Raw genomic sequence first — 3330 nt, 5'->3', positions numbered from 1 at the left:
ATTTCCAGTGTGGTGTGATCCAGGGCAAGGTGATGGCAGAGCAACTGCAACAACCAACGGCCATTGGCCGGATCCTGTGCCGCCACGCCACGCATCAGCGGCGCCTGACGCACGTCCAGGCGCCAGTGCCGTGGGTCGAAGCGCGACTGCAACTGTGCGGCCACCTCGCCATCGGCCTCATCCAGGCAGAGGTGCTCGATCACCAGCGCGGCGCGGCGCCACACCACTTGCACGGGGGCGGCCAGTCCTTCCCACGCCACTGCTGTGCGCAGGATGTCGTGACGATCGATCACACGTTGCAAGGCATCGATAAATCCGTCCAGACGCGAACGGCTGTCGAAGGCGATCAGGTTTGGTTGCAGATACGCATCGCCTTGGCGCTGCAGCAGGTGATGGAAGAAAATGCCTTCCTGCAAGGGAGCCAGCGGATAGATGTCCTGGAGATTGGCAGAGCCGCCCGGGAGTATAGCGACGATGCTGTCGATCTGTTCCTGCGTGAGTGTCACCAGCGGCAGCATCTCCGGCGTGATCACCGCGCTGTCGGACGCAATTTGGTTGGGCGGAACATTGACCGATACGGCATCGCTCGCAGCCGCCAATGCAGCAAGCGTCGGCGTGGCGAACAAGGTGCGCAAGTCGGCCCGCAGACCTTGTTGGCGCATGCGCTCGGTTAGTGTCACCGCCAGCAACGAGTGGCCGCCAAGCGCAAAGAAGTTGTCGTGCCGACCGATCGTCTCCAGACCGAGCAGGTCGCCCCAGATCGCGGCAATGGTCTGTTCGATGGCACCCTGCGGTGCTTCATATGCACGCGCCGCATAGGCCGCTGCATCCGGTGCTGGTAACGCCTTGCGATCCAGCTTGCCGTTGGCGGTCAACGGTAGCGCTTCCAGTTGCACGTAAGCGGTGGGCAACATGTAGTCGGGCAGGCGCACGTCGAGCTGGGTACGCATGGCCTCCGGGCTGAGTGCAATACCATCGACATCGCCGACCAGATAGGCCACCAATCGCGGTTCACCCGGGTGGTCCTCGCGCAGCAACACGACGGCATCCTGCACGCCCGCGCAGGCGCGTAGCGCGGCGGCGATTTCGCCCAGCTCGATGCGGAACCCGCGTAGTTTGACCTGGTCATCGTTGCGGCCGAGATAATCGAGCGTGCCGTCCGCACGCCAGCAGGCGATATCGCCACTGCGGTACATGCGTTGGCAGGGCTGTTCGGCGAACGGGTCGGGCACGAAACGTTCGGCGGTCAGATCGGCACGACCGAGATACCCGCGCGCCAGTTGCGGCCCGGCGATATGCAGGTGACCGGCCACGCCGATCGGCGCGTGTTGCCCGTGTGCATCGAGCACGTACAGACGCAGATGCGCAATCGGTTGACCAATCGGCACGCGTCCGTTGGACGCATGTGCATCGTCAGCGGTGGTCGTGTGGACCGCACAACCGACCACGGTCTCGGTCGGGCCGTATTCGTTGATCAGCCGGGTATGGGGCGCGAGGGTCTGCCAACGGGCCAGCGTAGCGGGCGGCAGCGCTTCGCCGCCGATCACCATCACCGCCGGGCTCAGCGGTGTTGGATGGTCGGCTAATTGCTGACCCAACACTTCCAGATGCGCCGGAGTGAGCTTGACCAAGCCTAGCGGAGTCGGATCGCACAGGCGTTGACGCAAGGCATCGAGGGTGTCGTGGTCGGGCAGCAGTTCGACCTGCGCACCACACAGCAACGGGGCGAGCAGGCTGGTCAGCGTGGCATCGAAGGACAGCGACGAGGACACCACCGCGCTGGGAGTTGGCCGATAGGTCGCGATGGCCCATTGCAGGTAATGCGCGGCACCCGCATGCGTGAGCAAGGTGCCCTTGGGTTGGCCGGTGGAACCGGAGGTGTAGATGACATAGGCCAGATTGTCCGGACACAGGCCGGGGATATCCGGCGCGCCCGGATCATCGTGTTGTGTCTCGGCAATGTCGTCCAGGGTCAGCACGCTGACGCGCAGCATGGCGCGGCTGGCCGGGAGATGATCTTGCAGATCGGTGCAGGTCAGCACTGCGCGCGGGCGGCTGTCCTCCAGCAGGAAGGCCAGGCGTTCGCTGGGTAGTTCCGGATCCAGCGGCACATACGCCGCGCCGGCCTTGAGCGTGGCAAGCACCGCGACCACTTGCTCGATGCTGCGTGGCAGGTACAAAGCGACTCGGCTCTCCAGGCCGACACCGGAGCGGCGTAGACGCTGGGCGAGTCGGTTGGCCCGTGCATCCAGTTCGGCATAGCGCAGAGTGCGTTGTCCTTCGCTGACCGCGATGGCATCGGGCGTGCGCTGCACTTGAGCTTCGAACAGGTGGTGGATGCAAGTAGCTGGCGTGAGCGGTGCGGTCTCGGTGACGGTGAAGCGCTGCAATTGCGCGCGTTCGGCGGCGGGCAACAGCGGCAGTTGCGCGACACGGACATGCGCGTCGGCGACCATGCCGTGCAACAGGGTCACGAACTGGGCCAGATGGCGTTCAATGGTGCTGCGCTCGAACAATGCCTTGGCATACCCCAGGCTGCCGACGATATGGTCCTGCTGCTCGTGCAGCGAGAACTCCAAATCGAACTTGGCATCGCCGGCCTGTGCCGGGATGGGCTGCAACCGAATGTCGGGCAGGACCAACTCGGCCTCGGGGACGTTCTGCCAGGTGAGCACGACCTGGAACACCGGCTGCGCAGACAAACTCCGTTCCGGGTTGAGCGCTTCGATCACCTTTTCGAATGGCACGTCCTGGTGATCCTGCGCGGCCAGTGCGGTGACGCGCACCTGCGCCAGCAAGTCGGCGACGGTGGGCGCGCCGCGCAGATCGATGCGCAGTGCCTGGGCATTGACGAAGAACCCGATCAGCGCTTCGAGTTCGCTGCGGGTGCGATTGGCGACGGGTGCGCCGATCACCACCTGGTCTTGACCCGACAGTCGTGACAACAGCACGGCCCAGCCGGCCAGCACGGTCATGAACACGGTGGTGCCATGGCGTTGGCTCAGGGCACGCAGGGCGTCGGTGAGTTCGGCATCGAGGGCGATGTCGACATGGTCGCCACGATAGTCCTGCACTGCTGGACGCGGATGGTCGGTAGGCAGTTCCAACAGTGCTGGCGCGTCATGCAGGTGCTCGCGCCAGAAGCCAAGTTGACGTTGCAGCAGTGGTCCATCGAGCCAGCGGCGTTGCCACATGGCGTAATCGGGATATTGGATCGGCAACGGCGGCAAGGGGTCGCGTTGGCCTTGCACGAAGGCGGCGTACAGCGCGCTCAGTTCCTGCACCAGCAACGCCATCGACCAGCCATCCGAAACGATGTGGTGCATGGTC

The 3330-nt window shown here is 64.5% G+C and carries 1 protein-coding gene; it reads right to left on the bottom strand.

Annotation, left to right across the window (positions count from 1 at the left end):
- Positions 1-3330, bottom strand: a 3330-nt coding sequence (locus XalbCFBP2523_RS15515; protein WP_146084129.1) for a non-ribosomal peptide synthetase, incomplete at both ends; no start/stop codon positions are given.

Origin of the sequence: Xanthomonas albilineans (assembly GCF_002939705.1) — a bacterium.
Lineage (GTDB): Bacteria > Pseudomonadota > Gammaproteobacteria > Xanthomonadales > Xanthomonadaceae > Xanthomonas_A > Xanthomonas_A albilineans.
The sequence above is the reverse complement of the archived record's forward strand: the minus strand, read 5'-3'. Positions and strand labels throughout refer to the sequence as shown.